Below are 14,395 nucleotides of genomic sequence, written 5' to 3' on the forward strand. Positions count from 1 at the left end.
GCCGGAGAACGGAGTTGGCACGTGACATTGCGAGGCCCACGCGGCGCGTGCATCGCGGGCGCCCTGGTGCTCGGGCTTGCGGTCGCTCCGGCGGCGCCGGTGTGGGGCGCGCCCGCCGCCGAGATGCCCGCGGCGACCACGCTGCCCGCGCCCGTTCTGCCGGTCCTGACGCCGGCGTCCGGGGCCGTCAACGACGCGACGATCGCGGCGCGCATGCGCGCCGTCAAGACCGACAAGCTGCCCGACATCGGGGCCGTCGTGCTCGACGGGACGGGCCGCGTGGTCTACCAGTCGAAGAACACGCCGAAGGTGCCGGCGTCCACGATGAAGGTGCTGACGTCCCTGGTCGCGCTCGATGTGCTGGGGCCCGACTCGCGCTTCGAGACGAAGGTCGTGCAGGGTGCGTCGCCGTCGCAGATCGTGCTCGTCGGCGGCGGCGACCCGCTGATGACGTCGACGGCCGCGCAGCGTCCGGGTGGCTCCAGCATGGAGGCGCTGGCCGCTCGGACGGCCGCGGCGCTCGCGCAGCAGAAGGTGACGTCGGTCACGTTGCAGCTCGACGCGACGCTGTTCGGCGGCCCGGCCTGGGAGGCCGATTGGCCCGACCGCTTCAAGTGGTCGGTCGCGCCGATCACGGCGCTCAAGGTCGATCACGCGCTCGCGACGCCGGGCAGCCTGAACCGCGACGTGTCGCCGAACGCCCACGCCGGGCGCGTGTTCGCGGCCCAGCTCGCGGCCAGGGGCATCAAGGTCACCGCGACGGCGTACGGCAAGGCCCCCGCCGACGCGCCCAAGCTCGCCGGCGTCTCGTCGCTGCCGGTCGCGGCCATCGTGGAGGAGACGCTCGCGCAGAGCGACAACGACGCCGCCGAGACGCTGGCCTGGCAGCTCGCGCTCAAGCGCGGCCAGCCGGCGAACTTCGACACGTCCCGGGACGTCCTCACCGCCGAACTCAAGGCGCGCGGCCTCTTCGACGAGGGGATGGTCATCGACGACGGCAACGGCATCTCGCCGAAGAACCGGGTCACGCCGGGCGCGTTGGCGCGGGCGATCCGGCAGGGCATCGAGACGCCGACGCTGCGCAACCTTCTCACCGGCCTGCCGGTCGCCGGGGCGACCGGCACGCTGGCCGGTCGGTTCGCCGCCCCGACGGCGGCCGCCGCCCGGGGCAAGGTGCGCGCGAAGACCGGCTCGATCACGGGGGTCGATTCGCTGGCCGGCTACGTCGTGAGCAACGATGGGCACGTGTTCTCCTACGCGTTCGTCCTGAACGGCACGCCGACGCCGGCCAAGGGCCGCGCGTGGATCGACGACGCCAGCGCCGTCCTGGCGGCCTGCGGGTGCTCGTGAGCGCCGCAGGAACGCCGATCCCGCCGATCGACTTCGCGACGGCGCAGGCGTCCGGGCGCCGGGTGACCCCGGCCGGCCCGCGCCTGTCGGGGCCGGAGATGGCCGAGATCGTCGCGGGCCTGCAGGCCGCGGCGGAGGCGTCCGTCGGGCCGGTGGCCGAGGTGACCCGGCTGGGCGCCGACGCGCCCGGGCCCATGCTGGTCGTCGACCGGGCGAACTGGGTGGACGCCAACTGCGCGATGGTCTCCCGCCTGCTCGCCGAGGCCGGCGGGGGCGTCGGCCCGCGGCCGGCCGGGCTGACGGGACGCCTCGAGGCGCACGCCAACGGCGTCCAGCTGGGTGGGGCGATGGCCTTCCTGGCGACGCGGGTACTCGGCCAGTACCTGCCGTTCGCGGCCGAGCCGGCGCTGCTGATCGTGGCGCCGAACGTGGCCGCGGTCGAGCGGGCGCTCGGCGTCGACCGGCCCGACTTCCGGCTGTGGGTGTGCCTGCACGAGCAGACGCACCGGCTGCAGTTCGCCCGCGCACCCTGGCTGCGCGACTACCTCGTGCGGGCCACCGGGCAGTTGCTGTCCGCGCCGCAGACGTTCGCGCCGCAGGCGCTGTTGCGCGGCGGCTCTCTCGTGGACGCCGTGACGAGCCCCGAGCAGCGGGGCACCTTCGACCGGATCAGCGGCGTGATGGCCCTGCTGGAGGGCTACGCCGACGTGATGATGGACCGGGTCGGCCCCGACGTCGTCCCGACGGTCGCCGAGATCCGGCGCCGCTTCGAGCGCCGGCGGTCGCGCGGGGGGCTGTACGCGGCCCTGAACCGCCTCATCGGCATGGATCTGAAGCTCGCCCAGTACCGCGACGGCGCCGCGTTCTGCACGGCCGTCATCGGCCGGGTCGGCGTCGACGGACTCAACGCCGTCTACGAGGGGCCCGGGCTGCTGCCGAGCCTGGACGAGATCCACGACCCGCAGCGCTGGGTGGCGCGCGTCCACGGCTGATGGCCCGCCGCGCGCTCACGGACGCCTGCCTCGCCGTCGTCCAGGCCGTCCGGGCTCTTCCGGCGGCGCCTTGGGCGGTGGCCTGCTCCGGCGGCGCCGACTCCCTGGCCCTCGCGTGGGCGGCCGCGCACGTCGCGTCCCGCCGCGGGACGCCGTGCCGCGCGGTCGTCGTCGACCACGGCCTTCAACCGGGTTCGGACGCCGTCGCCGCGGGCGTCGCGGCGCGGTTGGCCGCGTTGCCCGACCCGGGCGGGCGGGCCGGGGGAACGCTGTCGCTGCCGGCGGCGGTCGTCCGGGTGAGCGTTCCGGACGCCGGCGACGGGCCGGAGGCGTCCGCGCGGCGGGCCCGGTATGCGGCGCTGGAGGCGGCGTCCGCGGGCCGGGGGGCGCCGGAGGGCGAGCGGGTCCTGCTCGGGCACACCCGCTCCGACCAGGCCGAGACCGTGCTGCTCGGCCTGGCGCGTGGCTCGGGGACGCGGTCGCTGGCGGGCATGCCGGCCGAGCGGGGGGTGTTCGTCCGGCCGCTGCTCGGGCTCGACCGGGCCGTCACCGCGGCCGCCTGCGCCGACCTGGGCCTCACGCCCTGGACCGACCCGCACAACGCCGAGCGCCGCTTCGCGCGCGTCCGCGTCCGGGAGTCGGTGCTGCCGCTCCTGGAGGCCGAGCTCGGGCCGGGGGTCGCGCAGGCCCTCGTCCGGACGGCGGCCCTCGCCCGCGCGGACGCCGACCTCCTCGACTCCCTCGCGGCGGGCGTCCTGGCGGCCGCGCCGCGGCGGGAGGCGTCCGACCGCGGGCCGATCCCCGCCGAACTGGACGCCGCCTGGCTGGCCGGTCTGCCGCCGGCCCTGCGCGATCGGGCGCTGCGGGCCTGGCTCGCGGAGCGGGGGTACGCGGAGGCGTCCTTCGGGCACGTCGCGGCGGTCGCCGCGCTCGTGACCGGCTGGCACGGGCAGAAGGGCGCCGACGTGCCCGGCGCACGTGTGGTCAGGAGGAACGGATGGCTGGGCACGCGTCCGGACGCCGGCGCGGACGACTACGATGCCAGCCGTGGACGCTGCTGACATCCCCGGTGATCTGACACGAGTGCTCTATACCAAGGACGACGTCGCCGCCCGGTTGGCCGAGGTGGCCGCCGAGATCGACCGCGACTACGCGAGCAAGGATCTGCTGTGCGTGGGCGTCCTGAACGGGGCGATCATGGTGATGGCCGACCTGACCCGCGCCCTCCACTGTCACGTGGAGATGGACTGGATGGCGATCTCCTCCTACGGGTCCGGCACGCAGAGTTCGGGCGTCGTGCGCATCCTCAAAGACCTCAGCGTCGACCTGGAGGATCGCCACGTGCTCGTGGTGGAGGACATCATCGACACCGGGCTCACGCTGTCGTACCTGATGCAGAACCTGCGCTCGCGGCGTCCGGCGAGCCTGGAGATCATGACCGCGTTCCGCAAGCCCGAGGCGAAGGCGAGCGACGTGCACGTCAAATACGTGGGCTTCGACATCCCCGACGAGTTCGTCGTCGGCTACGGGCTCGACTACGCGGGCCGCTACCGCAACCTCACCGACGTCGGCACGCTCGCCCCGCACGTCTACAGCTGAGCCGGACGCCGGGGTCCGGGGGTGTCCGCCCTGCACGAACAAGCGGGGCCGGTCTGGGGGCCTTCACACCGCGTCGGGTAGTCTCGCCCGTGCACTATTGGCCCAGCCGAGGTAGGCAATGAAAGCATCTCGGGTCTTTCGGACCCCTCTGTTTTGGATCATCGTCACGTTCATCGTGCTGATGCTCGGCATCAACATGTTCGGGGCCGGCAACGGCTACCGGCAGGTTCCGACGTCGCAGGTCGTGGCCGTGCTCGATTCGTCGCAGCCGCTCGCCGAGGTGGTGCTGGTCGACGGCGACCAGGAGATCCGGGTGGAGGAGAAGGACGCGGCGCGCACCCGCATCCGGGCCAACTGGGTCACCGCGCAGAGCGGCGACATCGTCGACCGGCTGAACGAACGGGTGACGGCGAACACGCTCGACTCGTGGCGGGTGGAGGTGCCCGACCGCGGCTTGTCGATGATCCTGGTCGGCATCCTGCCGTTCCTCATCATCGGAGCGCTGTTCCTGCTGATGATGAACAACGTCCAGGGCGGCGGCAACCGCATCCTCGGCTTCGGCAAGTCGAAGGCGAAGGTCGCGACGAAGGACACGCCGCAGACCACGTTCACCGACGTCGCCGGGTGCGACGAGGCGATCGAGGAGTTGCAGGAGATCAGGGAGTTCCTGTCGGAGCCGGCCAAATTCCAGGCGGTCGGCGCGAAGATCCCGAAGGGCGTCCTGCTGTACGGCCCGCCCGGCACGGGCAAGACGCTGCTCGCGCGCGCGGTGGCCGGAGAGGCCGGCGTCCCGTTCTTCTCGATCTCGGGTTCCGATTTCGTGGAGATGTTCGTCGGCGTCGGCGCGAGCCGCGTGCGCGACCTGTTCGAGCAGGCGAAAGAGAACGCGCCGGCCATCGTGTTCATCGACGAGATCGACGCCGTCGGCCGCCACCGCGGCGCCGGCATGGGCGGCGGGCACGACGAGCGCGAGCAGACGCTGAACCAGTTGCTGGTCGAGATGGACGGGTTCGACGTCCGCGGGGGCGTCGTGCTGATCGCGGCGACCAACCGGCCCGACGTGCTCGACCCGGCCCTGCTGCGTCCGGGCCGGTTCGACCGGCAGATCCCGGTCGAGGCGCCCGACATGGCCGGGCGGCTGCAGATCCTGCGCGTGCACGCGGTGAACAAGCCGATGGGCAACGACGTCGACCTCGAGTCGGTCGCGCGGCGGACGCCGGGGTTCACCGGCGCAGACCTCGCGAACGTGCTCAACGAGGCGGCGCTGCTGACGGCCCGGCAGAACCAGCACTGGATCACGAAGCAGAACCTCGACGAGGCCATCGACCGCGTGATCGCGGGCCCGCAGAAGAGCAGCCGCGCGATGAACGAGCGCGAGATGCTCATCACCGCTTACCACGAGGGCGGGCACGCCCTCGTCGCGGCCGCGATGCCGGGCAATGACCCGGTGCAGAAGGTCACGATCCTCCCGCGCGGGCGCGCGCTCGGCTACACGATGGTGATGCCGGACGCCGACAAGTACAGCCAGACGCGCGGCGAGCTGCTCGACCAGCTCGCCTACATGCTCGGCGGCCGCGCGGCGGAGGAGCTGGTGTTCCACGACCCGACCACCGGGGCGTCCAACGACATCGAGAAGGCGACGAAGGTCGCGCGCGCGATGGTCACGCAGTACGGCATGACCGAGCGGCTCGGCGCGGTGAAGTACGGCGGCGACAACTCCGAGCCGTTCCTCGGCATGCAGGCCGGCATGGGCGGCTCGCGCGAGTACTCCGAGGAGGTGGCCGGCGCGATCGACGAGGAGGTGACGGCCCTCATCGCGACCGCGCATCAGGAGGCGTTCGACGTGCTCGCGGAGAACCGGGAGGTGCTGGACGAATTGGTCCGGCAGCTCTTCGAGCACGAGACGCTCGACAAGGCCCAGGTGGCGAAGGTGTTCGAGCCGCTGATCAAGCACGACAAGCGACCGGCATGGACGGGGTCGGACAAGCGGCGTCCGAGCGACGTGCCGCCCGTCGACCCGCCGCCGGCGAAGCCGAAGCCGGTGCGTCCGGGGCAGGGCGGTCCGGGCGGGCAGCTTCCCCCGGGCGGCGCCCCCGTGCCCCCGGGTGGCGCGCCCGGCCCGTACCCGGGCCCCGGTGGCGCGGGCGGTCCCGGCCCGTACCCCGGCCCCGGTGGTCCGGGCTACCCGAACCCGTACCCGCCGCAGGGTCCGGGCAACCCGGGGGGCCCCGGGCAGGGCGGACCGCTGCCCCCGCAGGGCGGCTGGCCCGGCCAGCCCGGCCCGGGTCCGGACGGCGGCTCGCAGCCCCCGCAGCCCCCGCAGCAGCCGGGCGGCCCGCAGGGCCCGTGGCAGAACCCGGGTGGCTTCGGGCGCCCGCCGGCCCACGGGCCGGACTTCCCGCAGCAGCCGCCCTCGGGGCGTCCGGGTGGCCAGGGCTACCCCACCCGACCCGGCGACCAGGGCCGGCCGGGCCCGGCCGACGGTCCGGACGCGACCCCTCCCCGCACCGACAGGAATTGACATGGCGATCGATCACCCCCGTATCGAGGCGGCCGTCCGGGAGTTCCTGATCGGCATCGGGGAAGACCCGGACCGGGAGGGGCTCGTCGCCACGCCCGGCCGCGTCGCCCGCGCCTGCGAGGAGCTGTTCGCCGGCATGGAGACCGACGCCGCGAGCGTGCTCGCCACGACGTTCGACCTCGAGCACGAGGAGATGGTGCTCGTGAAAGACATCGAGCTGGTGAGCACCTGCGAGCACCACCTGCTGCCGTTCACCGGCGTGGCGCACGTCGCCTACATCCCGTCGCGGGACGGCCGGGTGACCGGCCTGTCGAAGCTCGCGCGCCTCGTGGACTGCTTCGCCCGGCGTCCGCAGGTGCAGGAGCGCCTGACCGGCCAGATCGCGGACGCCCTCGTGGAGCACCTCAAGGCCCAGGGCGTCATGGTCGTCATCGAGGCCGAGCATCAGTGCATGACGATGCGAGGCGTCCGGAAGCCGGGGTCGAAGACCGTGACCAGCGCCGTCCGGGGTGGCCTGCGCAACCCGGCGACGCGCGCCGAGGCCATGAGCCTCATCATCGGCTGATGGCCGGCCACGAAGCCCCGGCGCGCACGCTCGTCATGGGCGTGCTGAACGTCACCGAGGATTCGTTCTCCGACGGCGGCCTGTGGGCCGACGCCGACGCCGCGATCGCGCACGCCTTCGACATGGTCGCCGAGGGGGCCGACATCCTCGACGTGGGCGGGGAGTCCACGCGGCCCGGCTCGGCGCGGGTGCCCGAACGGGTGGAGCTCGAGCGGGTCGTCCCGGTCGTCCGGGCGCTCGCGGACGCCGGCGTCGCGGTCTCGGTCGACACCACGCGGGCGACGGTCGCGGAGGCGTCCATCGCGGGCGGGGCGTCCTGGATCAACGACGTGTCCGGCGGCCTCGCCGACCCGGCGATGCTGCCGGCCGTCGCCGACGGCGGGTGCGGGTACATCACGATGCACTGGCGCGGTCACGCCACCGAGATGGACTCACGGGCCGTCTACACCGACGTCGTCGCGGAGGTGCGCGACGAGCTCGCCGAGCGCCGGGACGCCGCCCTCGCGGCCGGCATCGACGCCGGACGCCTCGTGCTCGACCCGGGCTTCGGCTTCGCCAAGACCGGCGAACACAACTGGGCCCTGCTGGCCCACCTGGACGCCCTCATGGCGCTCGGCTTCCCGCTGCTCGTCGCGGTGTCGCGCAAGCGCTTCCTCGGGTCGCTGCTCGCGGACGCCGACGGCCCGCGCCCGCCGCGCGAGCGTGACGACGCGACCGCCGCGCTGACGGCCCTGGTCGCCCAGCGCGGCGTCTGGGGCGTCCGGACGCACTCGGTACGCCAGCACCGCGACGCGATCGAGGTCGTCGAGCGGCTGCGCCGAGAACCCTAGTCGGCGCCCGATCGCGGCGGGCAGCCCGGCCGCGCTCGCGACGCCCAGCGCAACGAACAGGAAGGACCCTCACCCCCATGACCGCAGACCTCACCGGAGCGCTCCTCGGCACGAACGCCGACCTCGTCACCCTGACGGGCGTCAGCGCGGTCGGCCATCACGGCGTCTTCGCGCACGAGAAACGGGACGGCCAGACGTTCGTCGTCGACGTGACCTGCCGGCTGCGGCGTCCGGCGCGCGAGGACCGCCTGGAGACCACCGTCGACTACGGGGCCCTCGCCGGTCAGGTGGTCGCGCTCATCGAGGGCGGCCCGTACGACCTCATCGAGACGCTCGCCGACGTCATCGCGGACGCCTGCCTCGCGCAGCCGCTCGTGGACGCCGCGGTCGTCACCGTGCACAAGCCCGAGGCCCCGATGCCGGTGCGGGTCGCCGACGCGGCCGTCACCGTCGCGAGGGTGCGATGAGGTTCGCGCTCTCGCTCGGCTCGAACGTGGGGGACAGCCTCGCCACCCTGCGGGCGGCGGTCGCCGAGCTCGCGGCCGTCCCCGGGCTCACGCTGGACGCCGTTTCCGGCGTCTACCGCACCGCCCCCGTGGGCGGCGTGGAGCAGGCCGACTTCTTCAACATCGTCGTCACCGGCACCACCGACCTGCCGCCCCGCGCGGTCTCGGACGCCGCCCACGCCGTCGAGGACGCCCACGGCCGCACCCGCGAGGTGCGCTGGGGCCCGCGGACGCTCGACGTGGACGTCCTCGTGTGCGGCGACGTCGTCTCGGACGACCCGGAGCTCACCCTCCCGCACCCCCGCGCGCACGAGCGCGCGTTCGTGCTCGTCCCCTGGGCGAACGCCGACCCCGACGCCGTCCTCCCGGGCCACGGGCGCGTCGCCGACCTGGCCGCGCGGACCGGCGCCGAGGGCGTCCGGCTGACCGGGGACGCGGTGCCGCTGTCCGGCGGGGAGGCCGGCCGATGACCGCGCCCGAGGGCCCGCGGCAGCCCACGGTGGAGCCGACCCGGCCCGGGTGGGTGGCGCTGGCGGTCGTGCTGGGCGGGGGCGCGTGCGCGCTGCTGATGACCGCCCTCGTGCGGTTCGGCTTGTCGCTGCCGCGCGTCGAGCCCGTGGCCTGGCTCTCGGTGGGGCTGCTGGCCGGCGGGGTCGGGTACCTCGCCGTCGTCACGAGGCGCTTGGTCCGCGACCGGCGCGCCGACCTCGACGCGAAGTCGGCGCTCTACCGGCTGCTGCTGGGCAAGACGTCGATCCTGGCCGGGGCGGGACTGGGGGCGGCGTATGTGGTCCTCGTCGCGTTCTCGCTGCCCGGCTGGCCCGCGCCGTTCGCGCAGGGCCGGGTCGTCCACGGCGGCGTAGCCGCCGTGTTGTGCGCGGTCTGGGCGGTCGCGGGCTGGCGGCTGGAGCGGGCGTGCCGGATCCCCGACGACCCCGATGACGGCGAGTCCGACGACGAGGCGTCCGGCGACACGCGGCCAGATCACGAGGAGGGCGGCGGCCCCGCGTTAAGGTGAGCCGGTGAGTATCGCCCCCGCACACGCCCTGACCGCCTCCCCGCGCCGCCGGCTGGCGCGCGCCGTGATGGCGACGGGCAGCGTCGCGGCGGTGCTGTTGAGCATGGGCCCCCTGGCGCTGGTCCGGGCCGGGGTGGTCGTGGCGGTCCTGACCGCGATCGTGGCGTGCGTCGCCGCGTGGCGCGAGGTCGCCGACGTCCGCCGCCGGGCCGCCAAGCTGGCCGGCGATGCCCTGGTCGCCCACGGCGCGAAGCTGCGCGAGCAGCGCGAGACCCACCTGCGCGTCCTGGCCGTCCTGCAGCGGCGCCACGACCGCCTGGCCGAGCGTCTCGACGACGCCCGGCACGACAGCGCCCGCCTCCGCGCCGACGCCGGACGCCTCGCGGGCGAGCGGGACGCCGCCCGCCATGAGCGGGACGCACTGCGGGTGGAGCGCGACGGGCTTCTGCTGGAGCGGGACGAGCTTCGCCTCGAGCGCGACGTCCTGGAGATCCAGCGCGACGAACTCGCCGGCACGGCGTCCTCCGGCGCCGTCGTGCTGCCGCTGCGGCGCCGAGCCTGACGTTTCTGTGCGACGTTTCCCACCGCCCAGTGTGGAGAACGTCGCAGAGAAACGCACACGCCCCGGCTACTTACTTGTCGAGGTCGCCCGTCACATAGCCGAGGGACGCGATCATCACCGGGAGATCCTCGATCGCCCCGATGCCCGCTGTCGCCCACGCCGAGACGTTCGCGAGCGACGGCGTCCGCAGCCGCATGCGCCACGGGGTCTTGTCGGCCCGGGACACCACGAACACCCCGGCCCGCCCCAGCGGCGCCTCGATCTCGGCGTAGCTGTCGCCCTCGGGCAGCTTGGCCACCTTGGGCAGCCGCACCGCGAGCTCGCCGCTCGGCATCCCGGACGCACACCGGGCCACCACATCCGCCGACTGGCCCACTTCGGCGGCCAGCCAGCACAGGCGCGCGTGGGCGTCCCCCGTTGTCGGGGTGGTGGGCGGCGCGAGCGCGTCGCCCAGCTCGGCGTACGCCAGCCCCGGGACACCGCCCCCCGCGTCCCGACGGAGATCCTCGTCGAGGCCGCTCGCCCGCGCGACGACGCCCGACAACCCGTAGCCGGCGGCGTCCTCGGCGTTGAGAACCGCGATGTCGCGGCCGAGCCCGGAGGCGTCCAGGGCTTCGGCGATGCGTCCGGCCAGGGACGCCGCCTCGCGGTGCGTCGCGACGGTCGCGTCGAGCCAGCCGGCGTCCGGGTCGACGGCGACACCGCCCAGCCGGGTGGCCATCGGGTGCAGCCGGTTTCCGGTGAGGTCGAGCGTGCGCCGGCGCAATTCCTCGCGGACGACGCCCGTGGCCAGGTCGTCGCGTCCCAGCCGGTTGCTCACGAACGAGAGCTGCGCCAGGTGGCTCTGCACGCGCTGGTGCTCGGCGAGAAACGTCCGTAGCCACGCGGCCCTTGGCGGAATCTCGATGCCCAACTCGCGCTCCACGACGGACGCCACGAGCAGTTCGCCGAACACGGGCGCCTGCCAGTCGTGCCTATTCGCCAGGGACAGGATCTGTCGGTAGTCCCGCACCTCGAACAGCATTTCCGCACCACGGTGCAGGGCCCCCGGGAGGACGTCCAAGGCTTGGATCTTTTCGCCGTCCACCTGGGCCGTCAGCCATACGAGACCGCCATTGCTCGGATGGTCAGGACCCATGTCGATGTGGTAATAGGATACGCCGTCTTTATTGTCGCCCATGGCGATAGAACCGAGGGCGAGCAGGAGGGAATCGGTCACCCCGTGAATCCTAATGGTCACAAGATGTAATTGCCGACCCGTTGGTATAGTCTGGACGCGTTCTCGGTATCACGAGAGCGGGGGGCCAGAAAGCGCCGGCTTTGCGGCAACACCGTTTACTTTGGAAGGACCACCAGATGGCTCAGCGAGTTCATATCGTCTTGACCGATGACCTTGATGGCAGCGACGCCACCGAGAGTGTCACGTTCGGTCTGGATGGAAGTACTTATGAGATCGACCTGTCGGAAAACAATGCCGGGCGTCTGCGCGACGCTTTGGCCCCGTTTGTCGCGGTCGGTCGTAAGGTCGGCACGAAGCAGCGCACGGCGTCCAAGTCGCGCCGTTCGTCCGGTGGCAACGCCACCGATATTCGCGCGTGGGCCCAAGAACAGGGCATGACGGTCTCGGCGCGAGGCCGCGTCCCTGCTGAGATCCGTCAGGCCTACGAGGCCGCCCACAGCTGAGCAGGCCGCGGGCGTCCCCCCGGTCGCCCGCCGCTGGATGGTCCGCGCGGCCGCCCGGAAGGGTGGCCGCGCGACGCTGTCTGGACGCCTGTTGTGCGCCGGGGGCGAACAGGGAACAACGGGGACGCCGCCGACGGTTAAGTAGACTGAACGCGTGCCCCGCCCCGGGGCCCGCACACCAGCGTTGCTGGAATGAAGGAGAGTCCATTGTTCGACCGGTTTACTGACCGAGCTCGTCGGGTCATCGTGCTGGCTCAGGACGAGGCCCGCATGCTGAACCACAACTACATCGGGACGGAACATATCCTCCTCGGGCTGATCCACGAGGGCGAGGGCGTCGCGGCCAAGGCGCTGGAGTCGCTCGGCATCTCGTTGGAGGCTGTCCGCGACCAGGTCGAAGAGATCATCGGCCAGGGGCAGCAGGCGCCCACCGGGCATATTCCGTTCACCCCGCGCGCCAAGAAGGTGCTCGAGTTGAGCATGCGCGAGGCGCTGCAGTTGAACCACCCCTACATCGGCACCGAGCACATTCTGCTGGGGCTGATCCGTGAGGGTGAGGGCGTCGCCGCCCAGGTGCTGATCAAGCTCGGCGCCGACCTCAACCGCGTGCGCAATCAGGTGCTGCAGTTGCTGTCCGGCTTCCAGGGTGAAGAGAAGCCGTCCACGGCGGGGGCGCCCGAGGCCCCGCAGCAGCAGGGAAATCAGACCATTCTCGACCAGTTCGGCCGCAACCTCACGCAGGCCGCGCGCGAGAACAAGCTCGACCCGGTGATCGGGCGCGAGAAAGAGATCGAGCGCGTGATGACCGTGTTGTCGCGCCGCACAAAGAACAACCCGGTGCTGATCGGCGAACCGGGCGTCGGCAAGTCCGCCTGCGTCGAGGGCCTCGCCCAGCAGATCGTGCGCGGTGACGTGCCCGAGACGCTGCGCGACAAGCAGATCTACACCCTCGACCTCGGCGCCCTGGTGGCCGGTTCGCGTTACCGCGGTGACTTCGAGGAGCGCCTGAAGAAGGTGCTGAAGGAGATCAAGACCCGCGGCGACGTGATCCTGTTCATCGACGAGATCCACACCCTCGTCGGGGCGGGCGCGGCCGAGGGCGCGATCGACGCGGCGTCCATTCTGAAGCCGATGCTCGCCCGCGGCGAACTGCAGACGATCGGCGCGACGACGCTCGACGAGTACCGCAAGCACATCGAGAAGGACGCGGCGCTGGAGCGCCGTTTCCAGCCGATTCAGGTGGCCGAGCCGAGCATCGCGCTCACCATCGACATCCTGAAGGGCCTGCGCGATCGCTACGAGGCGCACCACCGCATCACGATCACCGACGAGGCGCTCACCGCGGCGGCCCAGTTGGCCGATCGGTACATCGCCGACAGGTTCCTGCCCGACAAGGCGATCGACCTGATCGACGAGGCCGGCGCCCGGCTGCGCATCAAGCGCATGACCGCGCCGCCGGATCTGCGGGAGTTCGACGAGAAGATCGCGGGCGTCCGGCTGGAGAAGGAGGCGGCGATCGACGCTCAGGATTTCGAGCGCGCCGCCGGTCTCCGCGACGACGAGAAGAAGCTGCTGGTCGCGCGTTCCGAGCGCGAGAACCAGTGGAAGAACGGCGATCAGGGCGCCCCGCCCGAGGTGGGCGAGGAGGAGATCGCGGAGGTGCTGTCCGGCGCGACGGGCATCCCGGTCTTCAAGCTCACGGAGGAGGAGTCGGCTCGTCTGCTCCACATGGAAGACGAGATCGGCAAGCGCTACATCGGCCAGAACGACGCCGTGAAGGCGCTGTCGCGGTCGATCCGCCGCACGCGGGCCGGCCTGAAGGATCCGAAGCGTCCGTCCGGCTCGTTCATTTTCGCCGGCCCGTCCGGTGTCGGTAAGACCGAGCTGACGAAGGCGCTGACGGAGTTCCTGTTCGGCGACGAGGATGCGCTGATCACCCTCGACATGTCCGAATACTCCGAGAAGCATACGGCTTCGCGAATGTTCGGATCTCCTCCCGGCTACGTCGGGTACGAAGAGGGCGGCCAGCTCACCGAGAAGGTGCGCCGGAAGCCGTTCTCGGTCGTGCTCTTCGACGAAATCGAGAAGGCGCACCCCGACATCTTCAATTCGCTGTTGCAGATCCTCGACGAGGGCCGTCTGACGGACGCCCAGGGTCGCGTGGTGGACTTCAAGAACACCGTGATCGTGATGACGACGAACCTGGGCACTCGGGATATCTCGAAGTCCGTCAACCTGGGCTTCAGCCAGGTGGGCGACGAGGTGAACAGCTACGAGAAGATGAAGGCGAAGGTCAGCGACGAGCTGAAGCAGCACTTCCGTCCCGAGTTCCTGAACCGCGTCGACGAGATCGTGGTCTTCCATCAGCTCACGCAGAGCGACATCGAGCGCATCGTGGATCTGATGGTCGGCGAGATCGAGGCGCGCCTGCGGGATCGCGACATGGGCATCGTGCTGACGGACGCCGCGAAGACCCTCATCGCCAAGCGCGGGTTCGATCCCGTGCTGGGTGCGCGGCCGTTGCGCCGGGCGATTCAGCGCGATATCGAGGACATCCTCGCGGAGAAGATCCTGTTCGGCGACATCCATCCCGGCGAGATCGTCGTGGTGGACGTGGCGCCCGAGGGCGCGGAGTTGCCGTTCACCTTCACCGGCCAGCCGCGCACCGAATTCCCGGACCACGCTCCGACCGAGCTCTCCGGCGGCCCCACGGAGGCCTGAGCTCCGGCTCGTCCCCGACCGCTCAACTAGGACGCCCACGGCCCATCG

Annotated in this window: 13 protein-coding genes and 1 pseudogene; 13 read left to right on the plus strand and 1 reads right to left on the minus strand. The window is 72.2% G+C overall.

Annotation, left to right across the window (positions count from 1 at the left end; all coding sequences use genetic code 11):
- Window positions 1-21 precede the first annotated feature (21 nt).
- The 11 genes and pseudogenes from dacB to WMJ97_RS01520 all read left to right on the plus strand — a co-directional run bounded on the left by dacB (window position 22) and on the right by WMJ97_RS01520 (window position 9,943).
- The gene (gene dacB, locus WMJ97_RS01470; protein ID WP_347347183.1) at window positions 22-1,350 is read left to right on the plus strand and encodes a D-alanyl-D-alanine carboxypeptidase/D-alanyl-D-alanine-endopeptidase; all 1,329 of its coding nucleotides are present in this window, start codon (window positions 22-24) and stop codon (window positions 1,348-1,350) included.
- Window positions 1,347-2,342, plus strand: coding sequence for a zinc-dependent metalloprotease (locus WMJ97_RS01475; protein ID WP_347347184.1), 996 nt, complete (start codon window positions 1,347-1,349; stop codon window positions 2,340-2,342). Before dacB ends, WMJ97_RS01475 begins: the two co-directional genes overlap by 4 nt.
- The gene (tilS, locus tag WMJ97_RS01480; protein WP_347347185.1) at window positions 2,342-3,403 is read left to right on the plus strand and encodes a tRNA lysidine(34) synthetase TilS; all 1,062 of its coding nucleotides are present in this window, start codon (window positions 2,342-2,344) and stop codon (window positions 3,401-3,403) included. Before WMJ97_RS01475 ends, tilS begins: the two co-directional genes overlap by 1 nt.
- Window positions 3,390-3,941, plus strand: coding sequence for a hypoxanthine phosphoribosyltransferase (gene hpt / locus WMJ97_RS01485; RefSeq protein ID WP_347347186.1), 552 nt, complete (start codon window positions 3,390-3,392; stop codon window positions 3,939-3,941). The genes tilS and hpt overlap by 14 nt, the downstream gene beginning before the upstream one ends.
- Before the next feature lie 118 nt (window positions 3,942-4,059).
- Window positions 4,060-5,964 (plus strand): annotated as a pseudogene (gene ftsH, locus WMJ97_RS01490) (ATP-dependent zinc metalloprotease FtsH); the annotation flags it as partial.
- 493 nt (window positions 5,965-6,457) lie between these two features.
- Window positions 6,458-7,027 (plus strand): GTP cyclohydrolase I FolE, encoded by a 570-nt coding sequence (gene folE / locus WMJ97_RS01495; RefSeq protein WP_347347246.1) that lies wholly within the window; start codon window positions 6,458-6,460, stop codon window positions 7,025-7,027.
- Window positions 7,027-7,857 carry a dihydropteroate synthase gene (gene folP / locus WMJ97_RS01500; protein ID WP_347347187.1) on the plus strand — a complete coding sequence of 277 codons (831 nt, stop codon included), beginning with the start codon at window positions 7,027-7,029 and terminating at the stop codon, window positions 7,855-7,857. The genes folE and folP overlap by 1 nt, the downstream gene beginning before the upstream one ends.
- A 77-nt stretch (window positions 7,858-7,934) precedes the next feature.
- A complete protein-coding gene (folB, locus tag WMJ97_RS01505; protein WP_347347188.1) occupies window positions 7,935-8,324 on the plus strand; it encodes a dihydroneopterin aldolase in 390 nt (129 codons plus the stop codon).
- Window positions 8,321-8,833 (plus strand): 2-amino-4-hydroxy-6-hydroxymethyldihydropteridine diphosphokinase, encoded by a 513-nt coding sequence (gene folK / locus WMJ97_RS01510; protein ID WP_347347189.1) that lies wholly within the window; start codon window positions 8,321-8,323, stop codon window positions 8,831-8,833. Before folB ends, folK begins: the two co-directional genes overlap by 4 nt.
- On the plus strand, window positions 8,830-9,381 hold the full coding sequence (locus WMJ97_RS01515; protein ID WP_347347190.1) for a DUF3180 domain-containing protein: 552 nt from the start codon (window positions 8,830-8,832) through the stop codon (window positions 9,379-9,381). Before folK ends, WMJ97_RS01515 begins: the two co-directional genes overlap by 4 nt.
- 4 nt (window positions 9,382-9,385) lie before the next feature.
- Complete coding sequence (locus WMJ97_RS01520; protein WP_347347191.1) at window positions 9,386-9,943, plus strand: hypothetical protein; 558 nt, start codon at window positions 9,386-9,388, stop codon at window positions 9,941-9,943.
- A gap of 70 nt (window positions 9,944-10,013) precedes the next feature.
- On the opposite strand, the gene WMJ97_RS01525 is transcribed toward WMJ97_RS01520, so the two are convergent.
- A complete protein-coding gene (locus WMJ97_RS01525; protein WP_347347192.1) occupies window positions 10,014-11,162 on the minus strand; it encodes an NADH-quinone oxidoreductase subunit D in 1,149 nt (382 codons plus the stop codon).
- Window positions 11,163-11,299: 137 nt separating this feature from the next.
- Between WMJ97_RS01525 and WMJ97_RS01530 the strand changes: the two genes are divergently transcribed.
- On the plus strand, window positions 11,300-11,626 hold the full coding sequence (locus tag WMJ97_RS01530) for an Lsr2 family protein (RefSeq protein ID WP_347347193.1): 327 nt from the start codon (window positions 11,300-11,302) through the stop codon (window positions 11,624-11,626).
- Window positions 11,627-11,833: 207 nt separating this feature from the next.
- Complete coding sequence (locus WMJ97_RS01535; RefSeq protein ID WP_347347247.1) at window positions 11,834-14,347, plus strand: ATP-dependent Clp protease ATP-binding subunit; 2,514 nt, start codon at window positions 11,834-11,836, stop codon at window positions 14,345-14,347.
- Window positions 14,348-14,395: the final 48 nt, after the last annotated feature.

The sequence above is a fragment of the Nigerium sp. genome, assembly GCF_039811905.1.
In the GTDB taxonomy this organism is placed as follows: Bacteria; Actinomycetota; Actinomycetes; order Propionibacteriales; family Propionibacteriaceae; genus Propioniciclava.